This is a genomic window from Roseateles sp. (assembly GCF_049240545.1).
In the GTDB taxonomy this organism is placed as follows: domain Bacteria; phylum Pseudomonadota; class Gammaproteobacteria; order Burkholderiales; family Burkholderiaceae_C; genus Paucibacter_A.
The window spans coordinates 1-25,625 of sequence record NZ_JBMLSK010000079.1; the positions used below are offsets into that span (position 1 = coordinate 1).

Consider the following 25,625-nt stretch of genomic DNA (forward strand, 5'->3'; position numbering starts at 1 on the left):
GACACCTGTTCGGTGAAGTCGCCCTTGAGCAAATGCGGGGCGCCGCAGGCGAATTCGACGATGTCGATGCCGCGCGCCACTTCGCCCAAGGCGTCGGTGAAGACCTTGCCATGCTCGGCGGTGATCATGGCCGCCAACTCGTCCTTGTGGGCATTCAGCAGTTCCAAGAACTTGAACATCACACGTGCGCGGCGCAGCGGCGGCGCATCAGCCCAGGCCGGGAAGGCCGCCAGCGCGGACGCCACGGCGGCATTCACATCCTCTTGGCTGGCCAATTGCACCTGCCGAGCCACCTGGCCGGTGGCCGGGTTGTAGACCGCTTGGCTGCGGCCCGAGCTGGCTGCTTGCGGCCGGCCGTTGATGAAGTGGCTGATGTCTTGGCTGCTACTGTAAGCGGCGATCTTGGGGCTGTTCATGCAAAAGTCTCCTGGGAATGCGCTGCAGTCTAGGCAGGCGCAGCGCCCTTGCCAATCCAGTTTTGTCGATTTGATTGTTCAATAATGTGAACAATCATGAACAAGAAAGCAGCCGAACTTCGACAAGACTTGCTGTGGGGACAATTGCATGCGCTGACGGTGATTGCCCAACTCGGCAGCTTCACCAAGGCGGCGCAACGCCTTGGCCTGTCCAAGGCGGCCATCAGCCAGCGCATCAGCGAGCTGGAACGCAGCATGGGCGCGACCCTGGTGGCGCGCACCACCCGATCGGTGCGCTTGAGCGAAGCCGGGCTGCGTTTGGTGGAGGACACCGAAGCGAGCTTTGCCCACATCAGCCGCACGCTGAACGCCACCCGCGATGCGGTCGGGCAGGCACGCGGGCTTTTGCGCGTGACCGCGCCGGTGGCATTGGGGCGGCAACATATCGCGCCCGCCCTTCGCGCCTTTTTCAAGCAGTACCCCGAAATCCGCATCGAGCTGGATCTGTCGGACCGCTTGGTGCCGCTGGCGCAAGAAGGCTTCGATTTGGCTGTGCGCCATTGCTCGGCGCCGCCGGACAGCCATGTGGCCGTCAAGCTTTGCGCTTCACGTGCGCTGCTGGTGGCCAGCCCCGGCTATCTGAAACAGGCCGACTCCATCACGCATCCGCAAGAATTGAGCGAGCACGCCTGTCTGCCCTATCTGCGCCCCGGCCCGGCCGTTTGGTTGTTTGAGCATCAAGCCGCGAGCGATGAGCCACAACGCCTTCGCGTCCCTGTGCAAGGGCCGCTGCGCGCCAGCAACAGCGAGATCTTGCGGGACGCCGCCCTGGACGGCTTGGGCCTGACCCTGCTGCCCGACTTCAGCGCCGCCCCCGCGCTGCAAAGCGGCGCCTTGGTCGAAGTACTGCCCGACTGGCGCCCGGTCGGCTTTTTCGGCGACGCCATTTACGCCGTTTACCCCTGGACCAGCCACACGCCTCGACCCCTAAGGCTCTTGATTGATCATCTGCGACAAGTGTTGTCGCCAGGATTCTTACTTGAACGTTGAGCGGCGGGTGCCAAGTGCCGTCAATGTGAGCCCTCGACGACAAAGCATGAACGTGCCGGATCAGGACACTTGGGGGCTCTGTGACGCGAGGTTAAGGAGGAGCCCCAGGCGAAGCCGGGGTCGGGGGACAGGAGCGGCGCAGAGTCCCCAAGTGGCCTGATCACCGACCAACCCCAGAAACCGTCAAGTCCGGACATTTGCTTCCCTGCCAAACCACCAAGCCGCAAAAAAAACGCCCGCCTGGCAAGCCAGGTGGGCGCTGAAAGTCCTCGAAAGGACGTCGTTGGGATCGGTGCAAGGCACTGGTTGCATGTCTTGCTTGGGTCCAACTGTAGAGACATGACCCCCACCCCACCATCCCCACCAAGTGGGATGCCCAAAGTCACACGCGATGACATCAGGGCGAGGCTTTGCCGGCAGAGGCGGTTCGGCGGGACAATAGGCTGATGAACCAAGCCAAGCCTCCACGCTCTTTCTCGCCCCGCCCACCAGCGCCATCTCGCGGCTCGGCGCAGCGCGCTGCACCTGCCCGCAAACCCGCCAACGCCCAGCCCACGCCTCCCGCGCCGCTGCGCCCGCTGGACGAAGCCGAGATGGATCAGCTGCAAGACATGCTGGACCGCGTGCCTGCGCCGCTGGAGCCGCTGGATGTCAGCATGCTGGACGGTTACCTGGTCGGCGTCTTGTTGCAGCCCAAGGCCGTGCCTACTTTTGAATGGTCCCGCCATGTGTTGGACAGCGAAGAGGGACGCAGCCCGCCCGCTGGCTTCGACAGCAAGGCTTTGATGGCGCTCGTCAAGCGGCGCTATCAGCAATTGAATCAGGCCATCACCCAGCGCCAATGGTTTGACCCCTGGGTGTTCGAGTTGGCCAGTGAATATGAAGACGATGAAGAGGGCGACGCGGACGAGTCCGATCCCTCCGAGGTGCTGTTCCCCTGGGTGGCTGGCTTCTCGCTGGCTTGCGAGTTGTTCCCTGACCTGATGCGCAAGAACGCCGCCGACCTCTTGGAGCCACTGGCGGCGATCTTTCGCCACATCGACCCGGAAGACCTGGAAGACGCCGACGACTTGCTGGAAGAAATCGAGTCGCTGGAGCCGGCCGCCAACTTGGAAGAAGCGGTGGAAAGCCTGGTCAGCGCCTGCTTGATGTTGGCCGATGTGTCGCGCCCGCAAGCCAGGCCCGAGGCGCCGCAGCGCCCACCGGCGCGGCGTGGGCCACCGCCGCGCGGCCGCTACTGATCAATCCATCGGCAGAAAGACAAGCCTCTTCAAGCCCGGCGACGTCGGGCAAGCCAACCCACCACGCCCAGGCCGCTGAGCAGCATGGCGTAGGTGGCGGGCTCAGGGACCGCCGTGGTGATGTCGCCGGCGAAGCCGTTCCACGAAATCTTGCCGCCCTGGTTCAGCTGATTGACCAGCACCGAACCCTGGATGGTGTTGAAGTTATTCAGCGTCGCATTGGGCGCCAAGATCACGCCACCGAATTGATTGTGGATGGTGAGATCGGTGGCTTGATGGAAGTTCCAGATCACCTTGCTGCCCAGTTCGGAGGCGCTCCCGTTCAAGAAGTTGCTGGCGAAGTCCAAACTGGTCTCATCCACATTGAAGATCACCGTATTGGCGCCCTTCAGGTCGAAGGCGAACTCGCCTTTGGAGAAGATCTGCTTGTCCATGCTGCTCAGGTCAAACACCGCCAGGCCTTGGCTGTTGGCCACTGCACTGAAGGTCACGCGGTTGCCTTGACCGCCATCGCTGATATTGACCGTGCTGCCGGTGCTGGCCAATTGACTCAAAGAGGTGGACAAGCCTTTGATCGAGGCAGCGAAGTCCGTGCTGTTCGCGGCCTGGGCTGCGGCGGTCGCTTGACTGAGCTTGCCGCCGTTGAACTGGTTGTTGGCGCTGGGGCCGGCCACATAGCTGGGGCCATTGAAATGGTTGTTAGCAGCCCCGCCGAGCACCGAGCTGCTGCCTTGGTTGACGATGCTATTGCTCAGGCTGCCCATGATGACGGCGCCCTGCCCGTTCACCTGCATGCCGTTGGCCGAACCCATGACCGTCAGCCCGGCATAGTCAGATGCTCCCATCGCCCCCGGTCGCGTGCCAAAAACGCCCCCATTCAAGCTGCCACCGATGAAGCTGCGGCCATCCACTTGCTGGTTGTTGGACGTCGCATTGCCCAAGGTGACCAGATTGAACTGCGTCAAGATTTGCTGCGCCGACAGGGGCGCAGCTGCTGAGGCGGGCGGGGCAAGAGCCGTCAGCGTCACAAAAGAGGCGAATGCGAGGATCGTCGTTTTCATGCAACTCCTTAGGGTGGGTTAACCCTGAGTTTGCCTGAGTTTCAATCAATCCTATTGAGAGCTACATCTAAAAATGCTAACCAAGGTAGCGTGACAAGCCAGCGTTAGCTTCAGTTCAACGGCGTCAATTCATTGGCCAAACAAGCGCGCCGCATGCAGACCCAAACCCGTTGCGACGGAGGCAAAGCGGTCGCCGCGCACCTGCACCGCCGCCGGGTAGTCCGCAGCAATGCGCTCGGCCAGCAGGCGCAAGCCGGTGGAGCCGCCGGTGAAGTAGAGCGCATCGATTTGCTCGGGCTTCAAACCCGCTTGAGCCACTGCATCGCGGCCGGCCTGGGCGATGCGGTCGATGTCCGCGCCGATGGCGGCCACGGCCACCGTTTCGGTCAGCTCGATTTGCAAGCCGTTTTCCACCACGCTCAGGTCGATGAGGGTGTCGCCGCCATTGGCGACCGCAATCTTGGCCGCCTCGGCACGCGCGGCCAACTCGTGGCCCAGATGGTCTTCCACCACCGTCATCAGGCGCTGGTGGTGCTGCAGATTGCCGTAGAAGCTGCGCATATTGCGCAACTCTGCGACCCGCAGCGGGCTGTACACCGTGTTGATCAAATGCCAGGTGGCAAGGTCGAAGTACACGCCGCTGGGCACTTCGCGCGCCGGTGCGCCCGGGCGCTCGGGGCCGAAAGAACGGTAGCCGAACTCGCGCAAGACGCTGGCGAGTTCGACATGACGGTCAAAGTCGGTGCCGGCGATATGGACGCCGTGATTGGCCAAGATGTCATCGCGCCGGTCAACGCGCTGCATGCGCTCCGGGCCCACGCGCACCACGGAAAAGTCCGAAGTACCGCCGCCAATGTCGGCGACCAAAACAATCTGCTCACGCTCGCTGTGCTGCTCGAAGTCAAACGCCGCGGCAATCGGCTCGAACTGGAACTGCACCTCGTCGAAGCCCACGGCACGCGCCGCTTGCTCCAAAGAGGCCTGCGCCGCTGCGTCACGGGCGGGTTCACCGTCCACAAAAAAGACCGGCCGGCCCAGCACCAGCTGATTCAAATTCAGCGCCCGGCCCTCGGCTTGAGCCGAGTTCATAGCCGTCTGGCGCAAGCGCTTCAGGTAGCCGGACAAGATGTCCAGGTACTTGACGCCACGGCCGCCGCCCACATCGGTGGTTTGGTCGATCAAGCCGGAGCCGAGGATGCTCTTCATCGAGCGCATCAAGCGCCCGTCGACGCCCTCGACATAAGCCGCCACCGCCGCCCGGCCAAAGGCACGTGGCGGGCCGTCGGCATCGTGGCGTCCTTCAACGAAATAGAACACCGCCGTTGGCATGGTGAGCTGGCCGGCTTCCAACTCCACCAGACGCATGCCGCCGCTCCCGTCTTGCTTTGCAATCGCAATGGCGGAATTGGAGGTGCCAAAGTCAATGGCACAAAACGAAGGAGTGAGCGGCGTGGAAGGCATGGCGGGCTGCGGCGAGAGGGGCGCGGATTGTAAGCGCCCGGGCCTCGGCGCCCGCGTGGCTATCCCCTAAGGCTCGCGGGTCAAGCGCCGTAGAAGCCGAAATCCAGCGGTGGCCGACGGCCAGCCATCAGCTCGGCCATCGCATGGCCGGAGCCTGCGCCATGCGTCCAGCCCAGGGTGCCGTGGCCGGCGTTAATCCACAAGTTCGAGGCCTTCTTGCTGCGGCCGATGTAGGGGATGTTGGTGGGCGTGCTGGGGCGCAACCCGGTCCAGTAATTGGTTTCGCTCAGATCGGCCACACCAGGGAACAGCTCTTCATAGCGCTTCACCAAGGCCTCGCAGCGCACCCGCGAGGTTGGCCGGCTGAGGTCGGAGTCAAAGCCGCAAAGCTCGGCGGTGCCGGCGATACGGATGCTGTCACCCAGGCGAGAAATGGCGATCTTGCGGGTGTCGTCCAGCAAGCTGACGACGCTGGCTTGCTCGGGCTTTTTCAGCTTCATGGTGGCCGAATAGCCCTTGGCGGGGTAGATGTTCAAGAACTCGCCCAAGGGACGCACCAGGGCCGGCGTGTAGGAGCCCATGGCCGCCACAAAGGCATCGGCCTTCAGCTCGCGCTTCTTGCCACTGCGCACATCGGCGATCTGCACCGCGTCGACGCCCTGGCCGCTACGCGACAGCTGCAGCACTTCATGCTCGTACAAGAAGGTCGCGCCGCGCTCAATACAGAGCTTGGCCAGTTTCTGTGTAAACACACAGGCATCGCCGGATTCGTCGCTGGGCGTGAAGGTGCCGCCGTGGATATTGCGGCCAAAGGTCGCCAGGGCCGGCTCGATCTTCAACACCTCCTCGCGGTTCAGCACGCGGCGGTCCACGCCGTGGCGACGCATGATCTCGGCTCCGGCCGCGCCGGCTTCAAAGTCGGCCTGCGAAGAGAAGAAATGCAGGATGCCGCGCTCCAGGCGGTTGTACTCAATGCCGGTCTGGGCGACCAGGCCCTTCAGCGATTCATGACTGTAGCGGCCCAGTTGCACCAGTTGCTCCACATTGCGCTCGAAGGCGGCGGTGGTGCACTGGGTCAAAAAGCTCAGGCCCCAGATCCATTGCTTGGGGTCGAGGCTGGGGCGGAAGAGCAGCGGCGAGTCGTCGCGCAAGAGCCACTTGGCCACCTTGAAGGGCGCACCCGCATTGGCCCAGGGCTCGCAAAAGCTCACCGAGATCTGCGCGCCATTGGCAAAACTGGTCTCCAGCGCCGCATCGGCCTGGCGGTCCACCACCGTCACCTCATGGCCTTGCTCCAGCAAATACCAGGCTGTGCTGACACCGATGATGCCGGCTCCCAATACGACGACTTTCATAGCGACTCCAGCCAGCCCAACGCGGGCCACTCTTGTTTGTAAACCCAGAAGGGGTATCGGCCAAGCCCTGCCTGCACTGCAGCCACTTGCACCAGCGATTGGGGGCGGATTGTCGACAGGCTCCGGTGAAACCAGAAGGCGAATTAATATTTCTCTGGATACATTAGCAAGACTTATGAAAGACCTTGATTCAGCCGGCCTCGATTGCTTGGCGGCCCTGGCCGATGAGCGCAGCTTTGAGCGCGCGGCACAGCGCCTCAACATCACCCAAAGCGCTATCTCGCAACGCCTGCGCAGCTTGGAGTCGCAGGTGGGGCAGTTGCTGGTGGTGCGCTCGCGGCCCTTGCGGCTGACGGAGCCTGGCAAGGTCTTGCTGCGTTTTGCGCGCCAGCTGGCCGCGCTGCGCACCGATGTGGCCCGTGAATTGGGTGCGCCCGCCGCGCCGAATGAGCGCATTGCCATCGCCGTCAACGCCGACAGCCTAGCGACCTGGGTGCTGCCGGCGCTGGATGCGGTGGTTCAGCAAGGCTTGGAGCAAGGCTTCGGCCTCGAACTGGTGGTGGACGACCAAGACTTCACCCACGACTGGCTGCGCCAAGGCGAGGTGTTGGGCTGCGTCAGCACGGTACGCCAAGCCTTGCGCGGCTGCCTGGTTCAGCCATTGGGAGTGATGCGCTATGTGGCGGTGGCCAGCCCTGACTTCATGCGCAAACGCCTGCCTGAAGGGCTCAATGAAGGCAACTTCGCCAGCACGCCCTTCTTGGTCTTCAATCGCAAGGACGACTGCCAAGTGCAATGGGTGGCCAAGGCCTTTGGCTTGCGCTCGCCCAGGCTGCAAGAACGCTATGTCCCTTCCAGCGAGGCCATTGTGCGAGCGGTCTGCAAGGGCTGGGGCGTGGGCGTCGTGCCGGAGTTGCAGGTCCGACCGCTGATTGCCAGCGGCGCACTGTTGGCGCTGCGGCCGGACTTGAGCGTGGACGTTACGCTCTACTGGCATCAATGGAAGCTGGTCTCGGATCTCTTGGCCGCGCCAACGCGCGTGGCTCTGTTGGACCAGATCGGACAAGCCTTGGCGCAAGGTGCGACGGCGGCCCTGAATTACTGAGTTTCTAAACGCGCTGGCTTGCCCAGCATGCGCTGCTGCACCGCCGATGCGGAATCGGCAGGCGCATGAACGACCTTAACGGACTGAGCGGCCTGAGGCGTCGTCGAGACAAGCGCCACACGGTAAGGGATGGGTGCCTCACGGGGTGGGGCCGAAACCTTCTGGTCCACCAGGGTGCCCAGCCAGATCGCGCTGATCACCACCAAGGCAATGACGCTTGATGCCAGGAACTTCAGAATCAAGGTATTCATGGCGCTCCGTGACAAATTGAACAAAAGGAGGCGAAGAATACCCATCCCAACGGCCTAGTTCAACCCTACCTTAGTGGGATATTGGGTCTTTCCCGAATCTTTACAAAACAAGCCTATACAAAGGCGAAGATCGACACCCGGCGCGCTCGAAGACACCCAAGCCTGACGTGACTTTTCTCCAACTGGGCACCATAAACCACCCAGTTCGGGGGTTTTGTTGCAGGGTCTTCACGCACACTATGAATCCTGGCGATCTGGCCAGCCCGATTTACCCGAGATGCGAGGTTTGATATGCGATTCGCCCCTGCATTGCGCTTCTTCCGTCGAAGCCCGGCTCCCTCGCTCGATCAAGACCCTGCCGACCTGGGCACGGCTTTCGGTATGGAGGCCAGCTTGCAAGACGGTGATGACTACCGAGCCAGCGTCACCGAGGTGGAATTGGAATCACAGCGCGCGCGCCGCGCGCTGGAATCACCGCTCGCTTGGTTGTCCAAGCGAAACAGCTGAGCGGGCGCTCAGCGAATCAGCAGCACCGGTGTGCTGCAATTGGCCATGACCTTGGTGGCAACGGAGCCCATCACCAAATTGCCGATGGCACTGTGACCGTGCGAGCCCAAGATGAGCAGACCAAACTTGCCTTTCTCGGCAGTTGAGGCGATGACATCTGCAGCGGGGCCAACTTTGTTGACGAAATCGGCTTTGATCCCTTGCTTGGAGAAAAAGCTGCGAACCGTCTTCAGCACTTTCTCGCCTTCATCGGCATAGTAGTTCTTCAACAGTTCCTTCTCCAAGACCGCAGCGGCGCGGGGAGGCACAGCGGGCACTGCATGCACAACCGTGAACTGGTGGGAGTCACCGAGCCACTCTTCATGTGCCGCCAGATAAGCCAGCATGCGCTTGGTGTAACTGCTTCCATCAACGGCAATCAGGATCTTCATCGTGTTCTCCTTTATAGGGCGAAGTGCCTCTCTGGCAGTTTGACACAGTCATGAAGTCCCCCATTGACATCCATCAAGTCCGAAAAGGCCTCGGGGCGAATACCTCAATGGTTTGCTTGGGCTGAAAGCGCGCCGGCTCGCCCTTGCGCAGATGGCCGCGCGCATTGCAAAACACGCGCGTGGGCACGCCTGTTCCGGCCTCAAACCAATAATCATGCTGGCAATGCAAATGCCCATGCAGCCACAAACGGGCCAGCGGCAAGAGAGCCTCGTCGTTATTGCAAAAGCTGGCCGTGCCGGGCTGGCGCCCATAACGCGGGTCCGCGCTGCGCAGGCTGGGTGCGAAATGAGTGATGACCACCGTGGCATCCCAATGCTCGCTTGTTTCTCCAGCTTGCAGCTCGCTGCTTAGCCAGTTGAGACAAGCCAAAGCTTCTTCGCGCACCGCCGCCGCGTCAAAGGGCAAGCCATGCCGAGTGGCCGCCATGACGCGCTGAAAATAGCCGGCAGCCCGCATGGCGCGCTCGCGCTCGGCCGCGCCGAAAACATCAAAGTCACTCCAGCGCGTGCTGCCGACAAAACGCACCCGCCGCCCTTGCGCATCCGTGAGAACGCGGGCGGCGTTGTCAAGCAAAACAAAGCCCAGCTCTTCAGAGAGGGCTCGCAAGCCCTCGCGGGCTGCCTCGAAGTCACGGCCGTCGTATTCATGATTGCCCGGCACAAAAAGCACAGGCACTGGCCAATCCCGAAAACATCGGAGACCTTGCCATGTGCTGTCCACATCGCCTGCCAGAATCAACAAGTCAGCTTCGGACGCCACCTCGGGCTCAAACGCTTCGGTCTCCATATGGAGATCCGAAAGCAACTGCACCCGCATCAGTTAGCGCCGTGGCACTGCTTGTACTTGCGACCTGAGCCGCAGTGGCAAGGGTCATTGCGGCCGAGCTTGGGGCCTTCGCGCCGCAGCGTCTCGACGCGGTAGCGTTGCTCTTGGGTCAGATCACAGAGATCCGCGACGGTGACGACCAGCTCTTCGATCGCATCATCGACATCCTTGAGCGGGTGCTCACGATCCAAGGTCGCGACGACTTCCTTCTCTTCATCGGTCTCGGCGGGCAGATGGCGATACAAGCGGGCCAGCGCCGCCATGACCGCGTCATCCGGCATGTCCGACAGCTCGGGGAAGCACAGCGTCGCATGCTGAAAACCTGCCACCCAAGGCATCAAGGTGCGCGAGATCAAGCTCATGCCGTCATAGGTCGCACGCGCCTGACGCTCATCGGCATCCAGTTCTTCGTCGGTGGCCTCAGATTTTTCCGGCGCGTCATCGAGATCCAGGACAACTGGATCAAACCAGCCGTCTTCCACCATGGCCCGGTTCAGCGCCGAATGGCGGCGCTCCACCAATTCGCGGATGCGTGCCAACCAAGTAGCGTCGACATCATCGGGCAGCACGCCTCCGTCGTAGTCGAAGATATTGGGAAGCCACTCGTCGATCTCGATCAGACGGGGTTGCACCAGCACGCCGCACAAATAGCCGTCCAGCATGGAGGCGTCCAGCGCCTGCAGAGGTTCGGGCGTGGTGGCCAGCAGTTCATCGAGTTCGGCAAACTCGGCATCGGTCAGGTCTTGTGTACTCATGGCGCGATTGTCGCCTCTGTTGTCGTCAATGCGCCAGCCTGAGCGATGCGAGCGGCTTCGATCAGGCGCTCGCGCATCCATTGCTGGGCGCTGCGGCTCTCGCTGCGCAGGTGCCAAAGCATGTCCACATGCACTTGCGCCAGCGGCACAGGCAAGGGTCGCTCCAACAACTCGGATTTGTAGCCGGTGGCCTCGACAAATGAAGCCGGCAAGACCGTCAAAAGATCGGACTTGGTCACCACCCGCCCAGCAGTAAAGAACTGATTGACCGTCAGAACAATGCGGCGGCTGCGGTTGAGAGCACTCAGTGCTTCATCGACAAAGCCATGCGGCCGTCCGGAAAAGCTCACCAGCAAATGGTGGGCAGAGCAAAAGGCGTCCAAATCCAGCGGCTGCTCGGCCAGCGGATGGCCACGCCGCATCACGCAGACATATTCGCTGTCGTAAAGCCGATACTGGCGAATCACCGACTGCCCGCCTTGCGCGCGCAAGGCCGCCACTGCACCAGGAAAGTAGCCCACCGCGAAATCCGCTTCGCCTTGGTCCAGCAAGGCGCGCGGGTCGCGGGTGGTCAATGGCAAGACATGGACATTGGCCAAGGCCTGCACAGCTTCGAGTTGCGCCACCAAGGGCGGCAAGAGCAAGGCGGCTGTGGCGTCCGCCATCGCAATTCGGAAGGTGTACTCCTCTTCGGCCGGGCGGAACTCCCCCGGTACCAACAGGGCCTGGAGGCGCTGCAAGATCAAACGCACCTCCGGCCACATACCCTCGGCCCGCGACGTGGGCTTCATGCCAAAGGCTTGGCGAACAAAGAGCTCTTCCCCCAGCGCCTCGCGCAAGCGCTTCAGCGCATGGCTGACTGCCGGCTGCGTCATCGCCAAACGGTTGGCGGCCCGCGTCAAGCTGCGCTCCGCCATCACCGCATCAAAGACTCGCAGCAGATTCAAATCCAAATGGCGAAAGTTCATGGCCCATGCATGCAGTGACGCATTGTGATATTCGGCCTGTTTATATATCTAATTCAGAACATTCATTGGCGTAATTACTAGGGTTTACCCGATAATTCATCCATCGGGCCAAGAGCCCACCCCAATTAGGAAAGTTCCATGAGCGTCGCTACCCAAACTTTTGGTCTGCCCATGTCCCGCAGCATCCGCCACGGCGGTTCCTTCACCTCCATCGGCGCCCGCCTGTGGATGCATCTGATTGCCTCGGCCAAGGCTCGTCTGGCTGCGGCCGCCGATGCTCGCGCCGAGCGTGAACTGCTGGCCCTGGCCCAGCAATACGAAGCCAGCATGCCTTCGTTTGCCGCTGAGCTGCGCGCCGCCAACTGCCGTCGCTGAACGACAAAAAGTAGCGCCTCCGAACAGGCGCTACAGGCGAAAAAAAGCCCGCTGCTTCAGCGGGCTTTTTTCTTTGTCGGTCTTCTTCGCTCAATTCGCCTTATTCGGCGGCGAGGCGAGCTTCGATCTTCAGTTTGGTCGCAGGCAACTCAGCCGGCAAACGATAAGCCAACTGCTGGAACAGCTCTTCATGCAGCTTCATCTCGACGGCCCAGGCAGCCTTGTCGATATGGGTGGTGATGTTGAACTGCTCCTGCGTGAAGTCCAGGCCATTCCAGTTGATGTCTTGGTAGCGCGGCGTCACGCCAAAGGCATGCTCCTCGCCCTGACCGGTGCCTTCCACGCGGTCCAACATCCACTTCAGCACACGCATGTTCTCGCCATAGCCGGGCCAGACGAACTTGCCATCGGCGCCCTTGCGGAACCAGTTGACGCAGTAGATCTTGGGCAACTTAGCGCCAGAAGCCTGCAGCTTCTTGCCCATATCCAGCCAATGCTGGAAATAGTCACTCATGTTGTAGCCCATGAAGGGCAGCATGGCGAAGGGGTCGCGGCGCACCACGCCCTGCTGACCGGCTGCAGCGGCAGTGGTTTCCGAGCCCATGGTCGCGGCCATGTAAACCCCTTCGACCCAGTCGCGCGCCTCGGTCGCCAAAGGCACGGTGGTGGAGCGGCGACCACCGAAGATGAAGGCGTCGATGGGCACGCCGGCCGGGTTGTCCCACTCAGCATCCAAGGCCGGGTTGTTGACGGCCGAGACGGTGAAACGGGCGTTCGGATGCGCCGCCTTGGCGCCGGTTTCCTTGGCGATGGCGGGCGTCCAGTCCTTGCCTTGCCAGTCGATCAGGTGAGCCGGCGGTGTGTCGGTCATGCCTTCCCACCACACATCGCCCTCATCGGTCAGGCCGACGTTGGTGAAGATGACGTCCTTGTTCAGACTGGCCATGCAGTTGAAGTTGGTCAGCGTGTTGGTGCCCGGCGCCACGCCGAAGTAGCCGGCTTCCGGATTGATGGCATACAAGCGGCCATCAGCACCCGGCTTGATCCAGGCAATATCGTCACCGATGGTGGTGACCTTCCAGCCATTGAAGGCCGCTGGCGGAATCAGCATCGAGAAGTTGGTCTTGCCGCAGGCGCTGGGGAAGGCCGCCGCAAAGTGGTACTTTTTGCCCTCGGGTGAAGTCACGCCCAGGATCAACATATGCTCGGCGAACCAGCCTTGGTCACGCCCCATGGTGGAGGCAATGCGCAGCGCGAAGCACTTCTTGCCCAGCAAGGCATTGCCACCGTAACCGGAACCGTAGGACCAGATTTCGCGGGTTTCGGGGTAATGAACGATGTACTTGGTCTGGTTGCAAGGCCACTTCACATCGGCCTGACCCGACTGCAGCGGCGCGCCGACGGTGTGCACGCAGGGCACGAAGACGCCGTCCTCACCCAGCACATCGAGCACGGCACGGCCCATGCGGGTCATGGTTCGCATATTGACGGCCACATAGGGGCTGTCCGACAGCTCAACGCCAATATGGGCAATCGGTGAGCCGATCGGACCCATGCTGAAGGGCACCACATAGAGCGTGCGACCCTTCATTGCGCCCTTGAACAAGGCCGGTGTTCCGTCTTTCTGACCCGTTTGCAAGAGCTGGCGCATCTCGGCCGGAGCCATCCAGTTATTGGTCGGGCCGGCGTCTTCCTTCTTGGCCGAGCAGATATAGGTGCGGTCTTCCACGCGCGCCACATCGCTAGGGTCGCTGCTGGCCAGGTAGCTGTTGGGGCGCAAGGCCGGATTGAGTTTCTTGAAGGTACCGGCCGCCACCAGCTGAGCGCAAAGGCGGTCGTACTCGGCTTGGCTGCCGTCGCACCAATAAACGTCGCGCGCTTCGGTCAAGGCGGCGATCTCGGCCACCCAAGCAATCAGGCGCGAGTGTTTCACATAGGCTGGCACATTCAGGCGAAGGCCTTCCATCACGGGTTGGTTCATAGCAGTTCCCATCAATATAAAAGCAGTATTGGGTCAAGCTCGTAAGCAAACACTCACCTCAGCGATAAAAACCGCTCTCGGGATTGACCCAATGCCACTCTTCTTTCGGCTCGTTCCGACCCACCACACCGATCGGTTCTGCCGTATCCAGCCCACAAAGCCTCGGCACAAGCTTCACGCGAAGCGCCTCAAGAATTTGTACGCCCCTGAATTGTCACCCCAATGTAACCACGCCGTAACTTGCGAGGAACCCGAGGTTATGCATTTGCCGAATGGAGCCATGCCTCCGCGGGGAAGAAAGGTAGAAAATGGACGGCAGACGAGACTTTTTCACGCCTATTGTGCTTGCCCCTTACCCGAGCTCACAGGTGGGCACGGCCACATTCCTGTGCGCAACTTGCCCCAGGCTGGTGCGATGAATGCCGACGTCCCAACGCACTTGCTTCCGCAACGGAGGCGGCGATGCCTGCTGCTGTCGGCGGCAAGTCCAGGCGCAAAAAAAAGCCTCAGACCTTGAGGCCTGAGGCTGTGAATCCACCTTCGAGACGGTGGAGGAGACAACTGATTACCCACGTATTCAGCACGATCTGTGCCAGCTTTTTCCGACGGAAGCAAAGTCCGTTCAGCTACGAGGCCAAGCCGCGTTTGGGCTCGCTAGCGACGCCGCAGTTGCGCCAAGGTCCACTCGGGCAGCAACAGCAAGTAGCCTGATGCGAAAGCGGCCTCACCTTCCCACAAATAGCGCATGCTCATGCCCCAAGTCCAGTCCTCGGGCACCTGGGTTTGATAGCGCGAGGCGTCCAAGAGTTGGTGAGTTGCGCCAGGGAACACCTTGACCGCATGGTGCTGCTGAACCAGAACTTGGGCGGATTGGTCGATCGGCCCGGCATGCAGCAGTTGGGCGTAGCGCTGGGCGGACACCATCGCGTCCACATTCAGATCCTGTTCGCCCCAGACCGCGAGAAACGGCACCTGCGCCAACAAAAGCCCCTTGCTGACGTCGGCCTGCCGATTCAAAGCCACAAAACGATATCGATCACGAGGCAGCGGCTCGCTGTTGGCGCCCGACGGCGGCGGCTTCACTCGGGTATAGATAGCCAAGGCTTGCAAATAATCTGCTTGGCTGAGGGCCAGATCCGCTTGCGGTGCGCCTTGTTGCCAAGCCAAGACCTCCTCGGCGGCTGCATCAGCAATACCTTGGCGCTGCAGGCGCTGGCGCGCGAAGTATTCACCTTGCGAGGCCCAATCGACGGCACCGCCCACGGTGATCAGGAATGCCGGAGCTCGGCTCTGCCACTGTGCCGCCTCGGCCAGAACCCACGCGCCTTGTGAAAAGCCGATCAAGCCCACGCCCTTCGGGTCCACATCAGGTCGTTGCACCAAGAGTTCGACCGCGACTGCAGCCTCATCGGCGCGCTGGCGCATGGTCTGGCCCATCCAGCCCCCCTGGCCTTCATCGCGTGACTTCCCCGTACCCGGCTTGTCCCAGCTGAAGCAGGCGATGCCGGCCTTCAAAAAGGCATTCATCACCAAGGTGTACCTGTCCAAGCCCCGGTCTTGGGGCCCGTCCCCATGAACGAACAAGACCACCGGGTGCGGCCCGGGCCCTGCCGGCAAGAGCAAGCTGCCCGACAAGTGCTGACCTTCATGCGTGAAGCTCAACTCCAATTGCCGATCGGCCTTCAGCTCGTGCGGGGCCAAGATCCACCAGAGGGCCAAGATCGCGCTCAAGCACAGGGCGGCCAAACTCAGCCAAAGAGAACGAGGCACAGCTTGGAAGGTCGAGAGGTCTAATTTCACAGCAAAAGGAGAATTGATTGAGACGAGCACTGCATGGGCATCCCTTCTGACTCGCCTTCGATGGGAAAGCCCATGGTCCTGAGTCAGAGTCCATGCAGCCCTCGATTGCATGCAAGCGCCGGCAGGATAGCGGATCAACGCTGCAGCGCCGAATTCAGCACAAGAACCCCCACTCGCCTTCTGCCCTGCACTCTTGGGCGTGAGTTGGCCTACATTGAGCACATTCGCACCGACTGTTCACCCGTCAATGCCCACCCCAGCGTTTCACAGCCGCCACGCAGTTCAGCTGATCGCATTGGTCACAGCACTCACCGGCTGGAATGCGAGGGCCGAGGACACCATCAAAGTGGGCGTGATGCACAGCCTGTCGGGCACGATGGCCATCTCCGAAACAGCGCTGAAGGACACCGTCCTGATGGCCATTGCTGAAATCAATGCCCAAGGCGGCGTACTCGGCAAGCCACTGGAGGCCGTGGTGGTGGATCCAGCCTCCAACTGGCCCTTGTTTGCCGAGAAAGCTCGCCGGCTGTTGACGCAAGATCGCGTCGCGGTGATCTTCGGTTGCTGGACTTCGGTGTCACGCAAGGCGGTGCTGCCGGTGCTGGAGGAACTCAACGGCCTGCTCTTCTACCCAGTGCAGTACGAGGGCGAAGAACTGAGCCGGCAAGTCTTCTACACCGGCGCGGCACCCAACCAGCAAGCGATTCCAGCGGTGGACTATCTGATGAGCCCGGCCGGCGGCGCGGCCAAACGCTGGGTGCTGCTGGGCACCGACTACGTCTACCCTCGTACCACCAACAAGATCTTGCGTGCCTACCTGAAGACCCGGGGAGTGAAGGACCGCGATATCGACGAGAAGTACACCCCCTTTGGCCACAGCGACTACCAAAGCATCGTGGCCGATATCAAAAAATTCTCGGCCGAAGGGAAAACCGCCGTGGTGTCCACCATCAATGGCGACTCCAACCTGTCCTTCTACCAAGAACTGAGCAAGGCCGGGCTGAAGGCCAAGGACGTGCCCGTGGTGGCCTTCTCGGTCGGCGAAGAGGAACTGCGCAGCCTCGATACCAAGCCCTTGGCGGGCCATTTGGCAGCGTGGAACTACTTCATGTCCATCAAGAGTCCGGCGAATGCCGACTTCATCAACAAATGGACACGCTATGCCAAGGCCAAAGGCCTGGCCGGCCACAAAGACAGGCCGCTAACCAATGACCCCATGGAGGCCACTTACATCGGCGTCCATTTGTGGAAACAAGCGGTCGAAAAGGCCAAAAGCACCGCGGTCGATCAGGTGATTGCGGCGATGGCGGGCCAAACCTTCCGCGCGCCCAGCGGCATCACCGTCAAGATGGACGAGAAGAACCACCACCTGCACAAGCCGGTGTTCATCGGCGAGATCCAGGCCGGCGGGCAATTCCAGGTCGTCTGGCAAACACCCTCCCCGGTCAAGGCCAAGCCCTGGAGCCCGCTGCTCGAGGGCAATGCCAACAGGCCCGACGCGCCGGCCCAGCGATAAAGCCTTGCCGGAGAATCGCGGCATCACCGCTCTTGTACGCCCAGCCCCGGTCAAACCATGAAACTGATCAGCATCAATATCGCCAAAGCCCAGGACCTGCAGACCTTGGACGGCCAGACAGTGGCCAGCGGCATCCGCAAACAAGCGGTCAGCGGCACACAAGAAGTGGGCCCCATGGGCTTGATCGGCGACGAGCAAGCCGATTTGAGCGTGCACGGCGGCCTGAGCAAGGCGCTTTATGCCTACCCCCAGGAACATTACGCCTTCTGGCAAACCGTGCGCGGCCAAGCCAAGGCGGCCGGCTGGGAGCAGCCGCTGCGACAGGGCGCCATGGGCGAGAACCTCACCATCACCGGCTTGTTGGAGAAAGACGTCTGGATCGGCGACCTGCTCCGCTTTCCAGATTGCGAGCTGCTGGTCAGCGAGCCGCGCTTTCCTTGCTTCAAGTTCAATGCGGTGATGGGTTTCAACAAGGCGGTCAAGCTGATGAGCGAGAGCGCCTGGTGCGGCTTCTATCTGGCCGTCAAAAAGCCCGGCAGCATCACGGCCGGCGAGCACTTTGAGCTGCACCCCGGCCCGCGCGAGGTGTCCATCACCGAGCTGTTTCGCGCCAAGGCCCGTCGCGGCTGAAAGCAAGCATCGCCCGCGCCCTTACAGGAACGGGTAGTCGGTATAGCCCTTGGCGTCACCGCCATACAAGGTCGCCCGGTCGAGAGGCTGCAAGGCGGCGTTGAGCCGCAAGCGCCGCACCAAGTCGGGGTTAGAGATGAAGTCGCGACCAAAGGCGACCGCATCGGCTTGGCCCTCGGCCACCGCCCTCAAGGCCATCTCGCGGGTGTAGCCGTTGTTCACCATCCAGGGGCCGCCGAAGCAGCGGCGCATGGCTTGGTAATCAAAGGGGGCAATATTGCGATCCCCGCCAGTCTGACCTTCCACCACATGCAAAAAGGCCAGGCCCAGCGGCGCCAGTTGCTCGGCCACATGGTTGAACAAAGCCTGCGCCTGGCTGTCGGGGCCGGCATCGTTGCTGGGCGTGACCGGGCTCAGGCGCAAACCGCTGCGACCCGGGCCGATGGCCGCAGCCACCGCCGTCATCACCTCGACCGTGAAGCGCGCACGGTGCGCGATGCTGCCACCGTACTCGTCGATGCGGTCATTGATGCTGTCTCGCATGAACTGATCGAGCAAATAACCATTGGCGCCATGCACCTCGACCGCATCAAAACCGGCCTCCATCGCGCATTCAGCCGCGCGAGCAAAGCTGGCGACCACAGCCGGGATCTCCTGCGTCGCCAAGGCACGCGGCGTCGACACCGGCACGAAGCCACTGCCGGTGTAGGTCTGCCCCTTGGCCGCTTGCGCGGTGGAGGACACCGGCGCGCGCCCCTCGGGCTGGAACATCACATGCGAGATACGCCCCACATGCCAGAGTTGCGCCGCGATCTTGCCGCCCTCGGCATGCACCGCGTCGGTGACGCGCTTCCACGCCGCCACCTGCTCGCGACTGTGGATGCCGGGGGTATCCAGATAACCCTGGCCCTCGGGGCAGATTTGCGTGCCTTCGCTGATGATCAAGCCGGCCGTGGCCCGCTGCCGGTAGTACTCGACCGCCATCTCGCCGGGCAGCAGCCCCTTGGAGCGACTGCGGGTCAAGGGCGCCATGACGATGCGATTGGCCAGCGTCAGCGAGCCGAGTTGTAGGGGATCAAAAAGATTGGGCATAACAGCCAGCGCCTTATCAGAACGAATTCAAAACCGAGCCAAGCTCAAACGGGCGCCCAGCGTAGCGGGTTCCAGAAAAGTTTGCAGCGGCCACCATTAGACTGGCAAACCCACCGGCCTCCCCATCTCCAACCCAGACCAGCACCGGCGATGAATCACCCTTCGAGCACCGCTTTCGACACGCAAGCCCCCCTCAACGCTGAGCGTCGACAGCGCCTGCTGCAACTGGGCGGAGGCCTGCTGATGGCCAGTCCCCTCACCTGGGCCGCGCCGGACAAGCCCGCCCCAGCGGCGGCATCAAGCACAGCCAACCCCGTCATCAAGGTGGGCCGGCAGCAGGCCGTGAAAACCTTGGCCGCTGCCGCCAAACTGGCCCGCGACGGCTCGGTGATTGAAGTCGACGCGGGCGACTACCCCGCCGATGTGGCCGTATGGCCGCAAAGCCAGCTGAGCTTGCGCGCGGTGGGTGGGCGCGTGCGCATGCTGGCCAACGGCGCGGCCGCGCAGGGCAAGGGCATCTTTGTAATGAGCGGTGACGCGGTCAGCATCGAAGGCTTTGACTTCATCGGCGCGCGCGTGCCCGACACCAATGGCGCCGGCATCCGCTTGGAGCGCGGCAGCTTGAGCGTCAAGGACTGCTCCTTCAGCCGCTGCGAAATGGGCTTGCTGACCAATAACGACCCCAACACCCAGCTGGATCTGCAGGGCTGCGAATTCTCATTCGGCGAGCGCCCCGGCAGCTTCAGCCATTTGCTCTATGCCGGCAACATCGCCAAGCTGTCGGTCACGGGTTGCTATTTCCACCATGGCATGCGCGGACACCTGATCAAAAGTCGCGCCGCGCTGAATCACATCTTCTACAACCGCCTGACCGATGAAATCGGCGGCAGCGCCAGCTATGAGTTGGAATTCCCCAACGGCGGACAAGCCTTGGTGATCGGCAATCTGATCCAACAAAGCTCGGGCTCGGACAACTCGCACATGGTGTCCTTCGGCGCCGAGGGCTACACCTGGCCCAAGCAAGAGCTGCAGATGATTCATAACACCTTGGTTGATCTGATGCCGACCCAGGGCGTCTACCTGCGCGTCAAGCCCGGCCCCGCCAAGGTGCGCTTGATCAACAACCTTTTGGCAGGCAACCGGAACCTGAAGACCGAGAGTGCCTGGGAACAGGCCGGCAACCACCTGATTGATCTGGACGAATTCGTGCTGGCCATGCGCGAGAACTATGCGCTGCGGCCCAACTCGCATCTGCGCGGCAAGGCGGTCGACCCCGGCGCGGCGCTGGGCATGGCCTTGCGTCCGACACGCCAGTACCAGCACCCCCGCAGCACGATGGCCCTGCCGCAGCCGGCCCGCCATCCGGGGGCGATTCAGCTCCCCTAAAGCCGGCTCGGGCTCGCACGCGGGCGCCCGCCACGCTACAGTTCGCACATGCTCGCCTACCGACACGCCTTTCATGCCGGCAACCATGCCGATGTTCTCAAACACCTGATCCTGACCCAGGTGCTTCGCTATATGGGCGAAAAAGACAAGCCCTACACCCTGGTCGACACGCACGCCGGCGCCGGCGGCTACTCCATCGAAGGTCAGTACGCTCAAAAGAAAGGCGAGTATGTGCACGGCGTCTCGCGCCTGTGGGACGCCAAAGACCTGCCCGAGCCGCTCGCCCACTACATGGAACCGGTGCGCGCCTTCAACACCGACGGCCAACTGCGCCAGTACCCCGGCTCACCGGCCATTGCCAACCTGCTGATGCGCGCCGACGACCGGCTGCGCGTCTACGAGTTGCACCCCACCGACTTCCGCATTCTCGAAACCTATCTCTCCACCCGCCCCAACACCCAGGTCAGTGACAAAGACGGCTTCACCGCGCTGCGTGCCGAGTTGCCGCCGCCCTCGCGCCGCGCGGTGGTCTTGATGGACCCCTCGTATGAGCTGAAGACCGACTACGCCAAGGTCGTGACGGCGGTGCGCGAAGGTCTGGAGCGCTTTGCCGAAGGCGTGTTCCTGATTTGGTATCCGCAACTGCAGTTGCTGGAGTCGGCCCAGCTGGCGCAGAAGCTGAAGGCCGCCGCCGATGCCGGCGCCAAGAAGGGCTGGCTGCATGTGCGCCTGACGGTGCAGCAGCAAGCCGATGTGCGCGGCTTCGGCATGCTGGGCAGCGGCATGTTCGTCATCAACCCGCCATTCACCTTGCACGATGAGCTGCAGGCCTGCATGCCTTATCTGGTGGACAAGCTGGGCCAATACGACGGCGCCAACTTCCTGCTCGAACAGCGCACCTCCTGATTCGACGCGGGCTTCGCCCGGTTCACCCGGGCTTTCACCGCATCGCTTGTCATCATCTTGGCGTTAGGCTTGTGCCTTTGGCCCAAACTTGGGTCCTTCATTGAACGCAAGCATGAACTTCAGTTCCGCCGCCCTGGCCCGCATCATTCCTTTCGCAGCCTTCATGGGCTTGTTGGCGCTGCGGGGCTTTCTGCCCGAGAACCAACACCTGGATCCCCGCTGGATTTACGGTCTGAGCGTCTTGGTGGTGGGCGGCTTGCTGGCCTGGTATTGGCGCGAGTACGGCGAACTGGTGCGGCAAAACCTGCCGAACCGTCGCGAAACGCTGTGGTCGATCGGCGTTGGCCTGATCGTCTTCGGGCTTTGGATCCATCTCGACGCGCCCTGGATGCAACTCGGCGAGCCCACCGCCAGCTTTTTGCCGCTGGACGCCGAAGGTCGGCTGATTTGGTCCCTGGTTGTGCTGCGTTGGATCGGCGCCGCCCTGATCGTGCCGGTGATGGAAGAGCTGTTCTGGCGCAGCTATCTGATGCGCTGGGTTGAAAGCCCCAAGTTTGAAACCGTCGACCCCATGCGGATCGGGCTCAAGGCCATCGTACTCTCAACCTTTGTCTTCATGCTGGCGCACACGCTTTGGCTGGCCGCCATCATCGCCGGCCTGGCCTATGCGTGGCTTTATGTACGGACCGGTAAGCTGTGGACCGCCGTCATCGCGCACGCCGTGACCAATGGGGTGTTGGGCCTGTGGGTGATACACAGCGGCCAGTGGCAATTCTGGTGAAGCCGGCGTTTAACGCAGCGCAAGACCTGACCCTGTTGCCCTCTACTTAGCAAAGCAAAGCCTTCCTCCATGAGCTCACCCACGCCCGAACACAGCGGTCAATTTGCGCTGCTGAAGCAGCGCCGCTTCGCGCCCTATTTCTGGGTGCAGTTTCTCAATGCGGGCAATGACAATCTGTTCAAGTTCCCGCTGATCATCCTGATCACCTACCAACTGCAGCTGAGCTGGTTGCCCGCCTCGCAAGCCGGCCTGGTGGTGAATGCGCTGTTCATCCTGCCTTACGTCTTTTTCTCCGCCACCAGCGGCCAACTGGCCGACAAGCTGGAAAAGCACAAGCTGATGCGCTTTGTAAAGTCGCTGGAGATCGCCATCATGGCCCTGGCGGCCTGGGGCTATCTGACGACCCATGTGCCCGTGCTGCTGCTGTGTGTCTTGCTGATGGGTTTGCACTCCACCCTGTTCGGCCCGGTCAAATACGCTTATCTGCCGCAACAGCTGAACGAGCGCGAGTTGATGGGTGGCAACGGCATGGTGGAAATGGGTACGTTTGTGGCCATCTTGCTGGGCCAGGTGGTCGGGGGTCTGCTGATCGCCATGCCCGAGGTGGGCGCCCGCAATGTGGCCATCGCCTGCTTGCTCGCCGCCATCCTGGGTCGGCTGCTGGCCCAGTACATCCCGCCCTGTCCCGCCACCGATCCGCAGCTGAAGATCAACTGGAACCCCTTCACCGAAACCTGGCGCAACCTCAAACTGGCCCACGAGGTGCCGGTGGTGTTCCGCTCCCTGCTGGGCATCTCGTGGATGTGGTTCTTTGGTGCCGTCTACCTGAGCAACTTCCCGGCCTTTGCCAAAGAGGTGTTGCACGGCGATGAACAGGTCGCCACCGTGCTGCTGGTGATGTTCTCGCTGGGCATTGGCGTGGGCTCTTTGTTGTGCGAGAAGCTCTCGCGTCAGCAGGTGGAGATCGGCCTGGTGCCCATCGGCGCCATCGGCATGACGCTGTTCTCGGTGGACTTGTACTTCGCCTCGCGAGGCCTGTCGACCCAGCCCGATTTGATGGGCATGGCCGCTTTCTTCAGCCACAGCGAACATTGGCGCGTGCTGGCGGACTTAGGCCTGCTGGCCTTGTTCACCGGGCTTTACAGCGTGCCGATGTATGCCTTGATTCAGCTGCGCTCGCAACCCACGCACCGGGCCCGCATCATCGCGGCCAACAATATCTTGAACGCTTTGTTCATGATTGCCAGCTCGCTGCTGGCCGGCGTTTTGATGGGGCAGGCCGGCTTCACCATCCCCGAGCTCTTCCTCGCGGTGGGCCTGGCCAATCTGGTGGTGAGCCTTTATGTGTTCATCCGCGTGCCGGAGTATTTGCAACGCTTTGTCGCCATTCTGCGGGGCCGCCCCGGCGAGGCCTGAGCGCCTTCAAGCAAGCGGGCGTTGAGCTCTCAGGGCGCGCTCAATGCGCGCCGTGACAGAGCTTGTACTTGCGCCCACTGCCGCAGTGGCAAGGGTCATTGCGTCCCAGCTTGGGCTCGCTGCGGCGCACGGTCTGGGGCTTGGTGAGCGGGCTCGGTGAGGCCCCTCGGCGCTCCAACCAATAGCGATGAATCAGCATCGCATGCAGCGCCAGGCCCGCAGCGGCCTCGTCATGCTCGGCGTCGCTGGGCGGATGGCGCTCCATGACTTGCCAGCCTTCCTCGGTGCCGTAGCTCAGGATGGTTTGAAACCAAGCCGGCTGCTCGATTTGCAAGGGCAACCACGCGGCCTGATCCAGGCTCATGCCCAGCAGATAGCCCTTGCACCACTCGTCCAGAATGAAGACCTGACGGCCGTCGTCCACCTCACGACATCCCAGCAGCGGCTCATAGGCACAGTCGGCCGACATCAATTCGGCCGCCGTGGCATTCCACTGCTTCATCAGCAAACTCATGATCTGCTGGACCTGAGCCGGATCTTTGAGTGCAGGCTTTTGTTCACCCTGCTCAAAATCGAAAACCCAAGCCAAGGCCTGGGCCGGGCTGATCAGATTCGGGCCACTGACCAAGGCACAGAAGAAGCCGTCGATCATGGACACGTCCATGGGCTGATCCAGACCCGAGTCCTCGGCGAACAAAAAATCCTCGATCAAGTCGATGTCGTCGAGCGACCAACCCAGTTCCACATTCAAGGACTCGGACATCGCGCTAAACCCCGCGCGCCCGATCCGCGGCGAATTTGAGGCGGAAAGCCTCGAAGCCCCCCACATCCAGCGCATCCCGCGCTTCCTTCATCAGGTTCAGGTAGTAGTGCAGGTTGTGGATGCTGGTCAGCATCGGGCCCAGCATCTCGCCGCAGCGGTCCAGATGGTGCAGATAGGCGCGGCTGAAGGTCTTGCAGGTGTAGCAACCGCAGGTCTCATCGACCGGACGCTCATCCGTCTTGTAGCGGGCGTTGCGCAGGCGCAGGTCGCCAAAGCGGGTGAACAAATGGCCGTTCCGCGCATTGCGGGTCGGCATCACGCAGTCGAACATATCGATGCCGCGGGTCACGCCTTCGATCAGGTCTTCCGGCGTGCCCACGCCCATCAGGTAGCGCGGCTTGTTGGCCGGCAGCTGGTGGCCGATGTGGGCCAGCACGCGTTGCATGTCTTCCTTGGGCTCACCGACCGACAGGCCACCGATGGCATAGCCCGGCAGGTCCAGCGCGGCCAAGCCGGCCAGCGAATGGTCGCGCAGGTTTTCATACATGCCGCCCTGCACGATGCCGAACAAGGCGTTAGGATTTTGCAAACGGTTGAATTCATCGGCACAGCGCTTGGCCCAGCGCAAGCTCATTTCCATCGAGACGCGGGCTTCTTTCTCGGTGGTGATGTGGCCCTTGCTCTCGTAAGGCGTGCATTCGTCGAACTGCATGACGATATCGGAGTTCAGCGCCGTTTGGATCTGCATGCTGATCTCGGGCGTCAGGAAGAGCTTGTCGCCATTCACCGGCGAGGCGAACTTGACGCCCTCTTCCGTAATCTTGCGCATCTCGCCCAAGCTCCAGACCTGGAAGCCGCCGCTGTCGGTCAGGATGGGCTTGTTCCAGCTCTCAAAGCGATGCAGGCCGCCGAACTGCTTGATGATGTCCATGCCGGGGCGCAGCCACAGATGGAAGGTGTTGCCCAGAATGATCTGCGCCCCCATCTCCTCCAGCGAGCGCGGCATCACGCCCTTGACGGTGCCGTAGGTGCCCACCGGCATGAAGATGGGCGTTTGCACCACTCCATGGTTGAGCGTCATCTGGCCACGGCGTGCGTGGCCCTCGGTTTTGAGCAGGTCGAACTTCAGCATAGTGCCCCGATTGTCGCAGCTGTCATCCGGCCGTAAACTTGGCCGATCAGGGACCCGACAAGATCCAGCCCATGGACCGGACTCACTGGACGGCCTCCAGACGCCATGCGCCCATCGGTCCTTGCTTCCTGCCTGCTCGCCAGCCTGCTGTGCATTTGGCCCGCCGCCAAGGCAGTTGCTTGCGGCCCCTACACCTTGGCCTACTACGAGCTCGGGGCTCTCTACTACCGGGATGCAGACGGCCGCTTCGCCGGCATCGACAAAGACGTGGTGGAAGAGTTGTCACGTCGCAGCGGCTGCAGCTTCAAGACCGTGCGGGAGTCGCGGGTTCGCATCTGGGACCAGTTGTCCAAGCAATTG

The 25,625-nt window shown here is 62.0% G+C and carries 24 protein-coding genes and 2 pseudogenes; 12 read left to right on the forward strand and 14 right to left on the reverse strand.

What is annotated here, in order from left to right:
- Window positions 1-416 (reverse strand): aldehyde dehydrogenase family protein (locus ACOVRJ_RS04570; RefSeq protein WP_422042715.1); only part of this gene is annotated, 416 nt, incomplete at its 3' end.
- A 96-nt stretch (window positions 417-512) separates the two neighbouring features.
- Here ACOVRJ_RS04570 and ACOVRJ_RS04575 point away from each other — a divergent pair.
- The gene (locus ACOVRJ_RS04575) at window positions 513-1,466 is read left to right on the forward strand and encodes a LysR substrate-binding domain-containing protein (RefSeq protein WP_422042716.1); all 954 of its coding nucleotides are present in this window, start codon (window positions 513-515) and stop codon (window positions 1,464-1,466) included.
- A gap of 446 nt (window positions 1,467-1,912) precedes the next feature.
- Window positions 1,913-2,707 (forward strand): YecA family protein, encoded by a 795-nt coding sequence (locus tag ACOVRJ_RS04580; protein ID WP_422042717.1) that lies wholly within the window; start codon window positions 1,913-1,915, stop codon window positions 2,705-2,707.
- Between the two features lie 29 nt (window positions 2,708-2,736).
- Here the strand turns inward: ACOVRJ_RS04580 and ACOVRJ_RS04585 are convergent, their stop codons facing one another.
- From ACOVRJ_RS04585 to ACOVRJ_RS04595, 3 genes are all read right to left on the reverse strand, one after another.
- Complete coding sequence (locus ACOVRJ_RS04585) at window positions 2,737-3,768, reverse strand: choice-of-anchor A family protein (protein WP_422042718.1); 1,032 nt, start codon at window positions 3,766-3,768, stop codon at window positions 2,737-2,739.
- 129 nt (window positions 3,769-3,897) lie between these two features.
- Window positions 3,898-5,229: an Hsp70 family protein gene (locus ACOVRJ_RS04590; RefSeq protein WP_422042719.1), complete on the reverse strand. Its 1,332-nt coding sequence runs from the start codon at window positions 5,227-5,229 to the stop codon at window positions 3,898-3,900.
- A gap of 80 nt (window positions 5,230-5,309) precedes the next feature.
- The gene (locus ACOVRJ_RS04595) at window positions 5,310-6,584 is read right to left on the reverse strand and encodes a D-amino acid dehydrogenase (RefSeq protein ID WP_422042720.1); all 1,275 of its coding nucleotides are present in this window, start codon (window positions 6,582-6,584) and stop codon (window positions 5,310-5,312) included.
- Window positions 6,585-6,759: 175 nt separating this feature from the next.
- Here ACOVRJ_RS04595 and ACOVRJ_RS04600 point away from each other — a divergent pair, with 175 nt between their 5' ends.
- Window positions 6,760-7,689, forward strand: coding sequence for a LysR family transcriptional regulator ArgP (locus tag ACOVRJ_RS04600; RefSeq protein ID WP_422042721.1), 930 nt, complete (start codon window positions 6,760-6,762; stop codon window positions 7,687-7,689).
- On the opposite strand, the gene ACOVRJ_RS04605 is transcribed toward ACOVRJ_RS04600, so the two are convergent.
- Window positions 7,683-7,940: a hypothetical protein gene (locus ACOVRJ_RS04605; RefSeq protein WP_422042722.1), complete on the reverse strand. Its 258-nt coding sequence runs from the start codon at window positions 7,938-7,940 to the stop codon at window positions 7,683-7,685. The genes ACOVRJ_RS04600 and ACOVRJ_RS04605 overlap by 7 nt on opposite strands.
- Window positions 7,941-8,231: 291 nt before the next feature.
- Between ACOVRJ_RS04605 and ACOVRJ_RS04610 the strand changes: the two genes are divergently transcribed.
- Window positions 8,232-8,447, forward strand: a complete 216-nt coding sequence (locus tag ACOVRJ_RS04610) for a hypothetical protein (RefSeq protein ID WP_422042723.1) — start codon at window positions 8,232-8,234, stop codon at window positions 8,445-8,447.
- A gap of 8 nt (window positions 8,448-8,455) precedes the next feature.
- Here the strand turns inward: ACOVRJ_RS04610 and ACOVRJ_RS04615 are convergent, their stop codons facing one another.
- The 4 genes from ACOVRJ_RS04615 to ACOVRJ_RS04630 all read right to left on the reverse strand — a co-directional run bounded on the left by ACOVRJ_RS04615 (window position 8,456) and on the right by ACOVRJ_RS04630 (window position 11,487).
- Window positions 8,456-8,878: a universal stress protein gene (locus tag ACOVRJ_RS04615; RefSeq protein ID WP_422042724.1), complete on the reverse strand. Its 423-nt coding sequence runs from the start codon at window positions 8,876-8,878 to the stop codon at window positions 8,456-8,458.
- A 73-nt stretch (window positions 8,879-8,951) separates the two neighbouring features.
- The gene (locus ACOVRJ_RS04620) at window positions 8,952-9,755 is read right to left on the reverse strand and encodes a metallophosphoesterase (protein WP_422042725.1); all 804 of its coding nucleotides are present in this window, start codon (window positions 9,753-9,755) and stop codon (window positions 8,952-8,954) included.
- On the reverse strand, window positions 9,755-10,519 hold the full coding sequence (locus tag ACOVRJ_RS04625; RefSeq protein ID WP_422042726.1) for a UPF0149 family protein: 765 nt from the start codon (window positions 10,517-10,519) through the stop codon (window positions 9,755-9,757). The genes ACOVRJ_RS04620 and ACOVRJ_RS04625 overlap by 1 nt, the downstream gene beginning before the upstream one ends.
- Complete coding sequence (locus ACOVRJ_RS04630) at window positions 10,516-11,487, reverse strand: LysR family transcriptional regulator (RefSeq protein ID WP_422042727.1); 972 nt, start codon at window positions 11,485-11,487, stop codon at window positions 10,516-10,518. Before ACOVRJ_RS04630 ends, ACOVRJ_RS04625 begins: the two co-directional genes overlap by 4 nt.
- Window positions 11,488-11,625: 138 nt before the next feature.
- Between ACOVRJ_RS04630 and ACOVRJ_RS04635 the strand changes: the two genes are divergently transcribed.
- The gene (locus tag ACOVRJ_RS04635) at window positions 11,626-11,862 is read left to right on the forward strand and encodes a hypothetical protein (protein WP_422042728.1); all 237 of its coding nucleotides are present in this window, start codon (window positions 11,626-11,628) and stop codon (window positions 11,860-11,862) included.
- Between the two features lie 100 nt (window positions 11,863-11,962).
- Here the strand turns inward: ACOVRJ_RS04635 and ACOVRJ_RS04640 are convergent, their stop codons facing one another.
- Together ACOVRJ_RS04640 and ACOVRJ_RS04645 are read right to left on the reverse strand one after the other, a co-directional pair.
- Complete coding sequence (locus ACOVRJ_RS04640; protein WP_422042729.1) at window positions 11,963-13,843, reverse strand: phosphoenolpyruvate carboxykinase (GTP); 1,881 nt, start codon at window positions 13,841-13,843, stop codon at window positions 11,963-11,965.
- A 654-nt stretch (window positions 13,844-14,497) separates the two neighbouring features.
- On the reverse strand, window positions 14,498-15,613 hold the full coding sequence (locus ACOVRJ_RS04645; RefSeq protein WP_422042730.1) for an alpha/beta hydrolase family protein: 1,116 nt from the start codon (window positions 15,611-15,613) through the stop codon (window positions 14,498-14,500).
- 277 nt (window positions 15,614-15,890) lie between these two features.
- On the opposite strand from ACOVRJ_RS04645, the gene urtA reads away from it, so the two are divergent.
- Entirely contained in the window at window positions 15,891-17,159 is a 1,269-nt protein-coding gene (urtA, locus tag ACOVRJ_RS04650) for an urea ABC transporter substrate-binding protein (protein WP_422042731.1), read from the forward strand.
- A gap of 57 nt (window positions 17,160-17,216) precedes the next feature.
- A complete protein-coding gene (locus ACOVRJ_RS04655; protein WP_422042732.1) occupies window positions 17,217-17,789 on the forward strand; it encodes an MOSC domain-containing protein in 573 nt (190 codons plus the stop codon).
- A 21-nt stretch (window positions 17,790-17,810) separates the two neighbouring features.
- Here the strand turns inward: ACOVRJ_RS04655 and ACOVRJ_RS04660 are convergent, their stop codons facing one another.
- Window positions 17,811-18,881 carry an alkene reductase gene (locus ACOVRJ_RS04660; RefSeq protein ID WP_422042733.1) on the reverse strand — a complete coding sequence of 357 codons (1,071 nt, stop codon included), beginning with the start codon at window positions 18,879-18,881 and terminating at the stop codon, window positions 17,811-17,813.
- A 150-nt stretch (window positions 18,882-19,031) separates the two neighbouring features.
- Between ACOVRJ_RS04660 and ACOVRJ_RS04665 the strand changes: the two genes are divergently transcribed.
- The 4 genes and pseudogenes from ACOVRJ_RS04665 to ACOVRJ_RS04680 all read left to right on the forward strand — a co-directional run.
- On the forward strand, window positions 19,032-20,267 hold the full coding sequence (locus ACOVRJ_RS04665) for a hypothetical protein (RefSeq protein WP_422042734.1): 1,236 nt from the start codon (window positions 19,032-19,034) through the stop codon (window positions 20,265-20,267).
- A gap of 48 nt (window positions 20,268-20,315) precedes the next feature.
- Entirely contained in the window at window positions 20,316-21,173 is an 858-nt protein-coding gene (locus ACOVRJ_RS04670; protein ID WP_422042735.1) for a 23S rRNA (adenine(2030)-N(6))-methyltransferase RlmJ, read from the forward strand.
- A gap of 112 nt (window positions 21,174-21,285) precedes the next feature.
- Window positions 21,286-21,954 (forward strand): CAAX prenyl protease-related protein, encoded by a 669-nt coding sequence (locus tag ACOVRJ_RS04675; protein ID WP_422042736.1) that lies wholly within the window; start codon window positions 21,286-21,288, stop codon window positions 21,952-21,954.
- A gap of 69 nt (window positions 21,955-22,023) precedes the next feature.
- Window positions 22,024-23,340 (forward strand): annotated as a pseudogene (locus ACOVRJ_RS04680) (MFS transporter); the annotation flags it as partial.
- A 70-nt stretch (window positions 23,341-23,410) separates the two neighbouring features.
- On the opposite strand, the gene ACOVRJ_RS04685 reads toward ACOVRJ_RS04680, so the two are convergent.
- Both ACOVRJ_RS04685 and tgt read right to left on the reverse strand, forming a co-directional pair.
- Window positions 23,411-24,133 carry a UPF0149 family protein gene (locus tag ACOVRJ_RS04685; protein WP_422042737.1) on the reverse strand — a complete coding sequence of 241 codons (723 nt, stop codon included), beginning with the start codon at window positions 24,131-24,133 and terminating at the stop codon, window positions 23,411-23,413.
- A gap of 4 nt (window positions 24,134-24,137) precedes the next feature.
- Window positions 24,138-25,265, reverse strand: a complete 1,128-nt coding sequence (gene tgt, locus ACOVRJ_RS04690) for a tRNA guanosine(34) transglycosylase Tgt (protein WP_422042738.1) — start codon at window positions 25,263-25,265, stop codon at window positions 24,138-24,140.
- Window positions 25,266-25,370: 105 nt separating this feature from the next.
- Here tgt and ACOVRJ_RS04695 point away from each other — a divergent pair.
- Window positions 25,371-25,625 (forward strand): annotated as a pseudogene (locus ACOVRJ_RS04695) (hypothetical protein); the annotation flags it as partial.